At 58.4% G+C, this 3,805-nt stretch carries 4 protein-coding genes and 2 pseudogenes; 2 read left to right on the top strand and 4 right to left on the bottom strand.

Annotated features, from left to right (window positions below; genetic code table 11):
* Positions 1 to 7: 7 nt before the first annotated feature.
* Positions 8 to 1,411, top strand: a complete 1,404-nt coding sequence (gene rlmD, locus HHJ19_RS04495; protein ID WP_296904454.1) for a 23S rRNA (uracil(1939)-C(5))-methyltransferase RlmD — start codon at positions 8 to 10, stop codon at positions 1,409 to 1,411.
* A 63-nt stretch (positions 1,412 to 1,474) separates the two neighbouring features.
* Here rlmD and HHJ19_RS04490 read toward each other — a convergent pair whose 3' ends face one another.
* Positions 1,475 to 2,164 (bottom strand): Bax inhibitor-1 family protein, encoded by a 690-nt coding sequence (locus HHJ19_RS04490; protein ID WP_296904452.1) that lies wholly within the window; start codon positions 2,162 to 2,164, stop codon positions 1,475 to 1,477.
* Between the two features lie 210 nt (positions 2,165 to 2,374).
* On the opposite strand from HHJ19_RS04490, the gene HHJ19_RS04485 reads away from it, so the two are divergent.
* Entirely contained in the window at positions 2,375 to 2,782 is a 408-nt protein-coding gene (locus tag HHJ19_RS04485) for a heme-binding protein (protein ID WP_296904450.1), read from the top strand.
* 196 nt (positions 2,783 to 2,978) lie between these two features.
* Here HHJ19_RS04485 and hemP read toward each other — a convergent pair.
* From hemP to HHJ19_RS04470, 3 genes and pseudogenes are all read right to left on the bottom strand, one after another.
* Positions 2,979 to 3,170: pseudogene (gene hemP, locus HHJ19_RS04480) on the bottom strand (hemin uptake protein HemP); the annotation flags it as partial.
* A gap of 42 nt (positions 3,171 to 3,212) precedes the next feature.
* The gene (locus HHJ19_RS04475; RefSeq protein WP_296904448.1) at positions 3,213 to 3,623 is read right to left on the bottom strand and encodes a biopolymer transporter ExbD; all 411 of its coding nucleotides are present in this window, start codon (positions 3,621 to 3,623) and stop codon (positions 3,213 to 3,215) included.
* A gap of 2 nt (positions 3,624 to 3,625) precedes the next feature.
* A pseudogene (locus HHJ19_RS04470) lies at positions 3,626 to 3,805 on the bottom strand (hypothetical protein); the annotation flags it as partial.

Genomic DNA, 3,805 nt, shown 5'->3' with positions numbered 1-3,805 from the left:
GGTCGATTTGCTCACCGTCGAATCGCTCGACATCGAGGCGCAAGGCATCGCCCACCGCGCCGACGGCAAAGTCGTTTTCATTGAGGGCGCCTTGCCGTTCGAGCAGGTGACGGCCAACGTCTACCGCAAGAAAAGCAGTTTTGAAAAAGCCACGTTGTTGACGATTCACCGCGAGTCATCCCAGCGCGTCAGCCCGGCTTGTCCGAACTTTGGCATGCACACCGGCGCTTGCGGTGGCTGCAAGATGCAACATCTTCATGTCAGCGCGCAGGTCGCCGTCAAGCAACGTGTGCTGGAAGACAACCTGCAGCACATCGGCAAGCTCAAAGCCGACAACCTCCTCAGGCCGATCGAAGGCCCTGCCTGGGGCTACCGCTACCGGGCGCGCCTGTCGGTGCGTTATGTGCGCAAGAAGGGCGCAGTGCTGGTGGGCTTTCATGAACGCAAAAGCGGCTATGTCGCCGACATGAGCGAATGCCCTGTGTTGCCGCAGCATGTCAGCGACATGCTGCTGCCGCTACGCGGGCTGATCGGCAGTATGGATGCCAGAGAAACCATCCCGCAGATCGAGCTGGCCTGTGGTGACGAGGTGACGGCGATGGTACTGCGGCATATGGAGCCGCTCAGCGAGGGTGATCTGGCCAGGCTGCGGGCTTTTGCCGCAGCGAATCCCGGTCTGCAGTGGTGGCTGCAGCCCGGCGGGCTGGAGACCGTCGAGCTGCTCGATGAGGCGGTGCAGGAGCTGAACTACAGCTTGCCAGAGTTTGGCATCGTCATGCCCTTCAAACCGACCGATTTCACGCAGGTCAATCCGCAAATCAACCAGGTGCTGGTGTCGCGAGCGCTGCGGCTGCTGGACGTGCAGCCGCATGAGCGCGTGATTGACTGGTTCTGCGGCTTGGGCAATTTCACGCTGCCGCTAGCCACGCGCGCGCGCGAGGTGCTGGGCATTGAAGGCAGCGAGGTGCTGGTCGCCCGTTCATGTCAGAATTTTGAACGAAACAAGGCTGCAGTCCACACTCGTCCCGCATTAACAGATACTAAATTTGTAGCAAGAAACCTTTTTGAAATGACCCCGGGTCTACTGGTCAAAGACGGTAGGTCCGAGAAATGGCTGGTTGACCCGCCGCGGGAAGGGGCGTTCGAGCTCTTCAAATCGCTGGCAGCATTGCACCAGCAGACCGTGACCGGTGTGCCTTGCGACGACGGTGTGCAGCAGCAAAGTCTGGTGCTGGGCGACTGGACACCGCCGCAGCGTATTGTCTATGTGAGCTGCAACCCGGCCACGCTGGCGCGCGATGCTGGCGTGCTGGTCGACGCTGGCGGCTACCGCTGCACAGCGGCGGGTGTGGTGAACATGTTTCCGCATACGGCACACGTCGAATCGATGGCAGTATTCGAAAAAGTGTAATCAACATCAGCAGGTCATAAAAAAAGGGCCCGAAGGCCCTTTTTTTGCGGCATAGCAGGTTGCTTAGTCGCGTTCGCCGCCCATGATGCCGAGCAGCGCCAGCAAGGCCTGAAACACGTTGAACACGTCCAGATACAAAGCCAGTGTAGCGGTAATGTAGTTGGTTTCGCCTCCGTCCAGGATCTGCTTCAGGTCATACAACATGTAAGCGCTGAAAATGGCAATCACCGCGACGGAAATCGCCATCATGCCGGCCGTCGAGCCGACAAAGATGTTGATGATGCCGCCCACCATGACTACCACCGCACCGACAAACAGCCATTTGCCCATGCCGGAGATGTCGCGCTTGATGACGCTGGCCAGGGTGGCCATGACAAAAAACACGCCTGCCGTGCCGCCCATGGCCGTCATGATCAGCTCCGAGCCGTTCTTGAAGCCCAGGATCATGCCGATCATGCGCGAAAGCATCAGGCCCATGAAGAAGGTAAATCCCAGTAGAACGGGCACGCCAGCTGCAGAGTTTTTGGTTTTTTCAATGGCGTACATGAAGCCGAAAGCGCCGCCGAGGAAGACGACCAAACCAAGTCCGCCGCTCAGTGCTTGGGTGATACCGGTGGCTACGCCCAGCCATGCACCAGCGATGGTTGGCAATAGGCTCAACGCCAGCAGCCAGTAGGTATTGCGCATCACCTTGTTGCGCTGCTCGGCCGGCGAAGCCAGGCCATATTCAAGGGTTTGAACGTTGTCAGTCATAAGGCTCATCTCCGTAAAGCCCGCGAAAGCGTGCACTGACCATCATTTTAGGGGTGATAGCTGTTTTTTCAAGTGATCGGCCGGTTTCGCCTCCTATTATTTGTAAGGACTCTACAACCCAATCCGCCGGCAATTGCTGCGCTGAAAGCTTTCAAATTTGCGTATGCTTGAAGTTCTTGCCAACAAAATTCTGAAAGTCGCCCGAAAGCCATGAAATCTAAAGCTGTACTTGAAATTGCCGACATCAAAGCCATCGCTGCCGCCGCTGAGGCCGAAGCCTTCAGGAATAACTGGGCCGTGACCATTGCCATCGTCGATGAGGGCGGGCATCTGCTTCACCTGCAACGTCTTGATGGTGCGGCGCCGATCTCGGCGCACATCGCACCGGCCAAGGCCAACACCGCCGCCATGGGCCGCCGTGAAAGCAAGGTTTATGAAGACATCGTGAACGGAGGACGAACCTCTTTTCTGTCGGCACCCTACATTCACGGCATGCTCGAAGGTGGCGTACCCATCGTCAAGGACGGTCAGTGCATTGGTGCGGTAGGCGTCAGCGGCGTGAAGTCGACGGAGGATGCGCAGATTGCGCGCGCTGGTATTGCGGCCATAGGCTTGTAATTCCGAATCGCCGGGCCCCACCTCACGTGAAAAGTCGACTCGGGGTCGGCTTTTTCAGGTCAATGGAACGGAGTTGACGAGGCAGGGAAGCGGCCTCGAAAAAAGCCTGGTTAGACGACTTCGCAGAAAGCCGGTGGCTGGTGAAACGACCCAGCGAGCCTGGCGGCCCCGGGATCGACCCATGATGAAAATTACTCGTCAAAATGAGTTTTTCTAGGGGCTCGGCCCGCAGCCGGCAGGTGGAACCGTTGTGGCTGATCCCTACCGTTTTTTGTCCGCGCAGAATGCCGGTGCTGTTCACCCAGCCGCACGGCGCTCTTGCGGCGCAGGAACTGGAAGCCGCTTTGACTGAACCCGTGGCGTCGTCCGCAGCACACCGGGACAGAATCGAATGGCTGGAATGGGGTGTTGCCGCGCACACGGTGTTTCCTCAGTTTTTTGGTTCGGTGATGAAACCGATCTTGTGCAAACCGGCTTGCTGCGCTGCCGCCATGGCTTGCGCCACTCGCTCGTAGCGCACCGCCTTGTCGCCCCTGATATGCAGGTCAGGTTGGGGAGTCTGGGCGGCCGCCGCCCGCAGCCGTGGCGCCAGTTCTTCATCGGTGATCTTGCTATCGTTGATGTAATAACCGCCTTGCGCATCCACGCTCAGCCGAACCGTTTCCGGCTTGACGACCTGCTGCTCGCTGGAGGCGCGCGGCAGATCGACGTTGACGGAGTGCTTCATCACCGGCACGGTGATGATGAAGATGATGAGCAAAACCAGCATGACGTCGACCAGCGGTGTCATGTTGATTTCATTCATGACGTCATCGGTGTCGTCCTGGGTTCCAAAAGCCATGCTTAACTCCCTTTTTTCATGGCCACTACGTTGGCTGGCGCGGTAGTGCTTACGCGGGCGCCGGTTACGAAGTAGGCATGCAGGTCATGGGCAAAGCGGTTCAGCTTGCCGGTGACGGATTTGTTGCCGCGCACCAAGGCGTTGTAGCCGAGCACGTCAGCGCCGGTGGCTTGAGGCGAAAA

It is taken from the genome of Polaromonas sp., from assembly GCF_012927415.1.
Classification (GTDB): Bacteria; Pseudomonadota; Gammaproteobacteria; order Burkholderiales; family Burkholderiaceae_C; genus Polaromonas.
This window is presented reverse-complemented; position numbering and strand designations above follow the sequence as displayed.

Excerpts from the sequence above, each read along its gene's own strand:
- HHJ19_RS04490 (WP_296904452.1), bottom strand. The coding sequence starts at position 2,164 with ATGACTGACAACGTTCAAACCCTTGAATATGGCCTGGCTTCGCCGGCC.
- HHJ19_RS04485 (WP_296904450.1), top strand. The coding sequence starts at position 2,375 with ATGAAATCTAAAGCTGTACTTGAAATTGCCGACATCAAAGCCATCGCT.
- HHJ19_RS04475 (WP_296904448.1), bottom strand. The coding sequence starts at position 3,623 with ATGGCTTTTGGAACCCAGGACGACACCGATGACGTCATGAATGAAATC.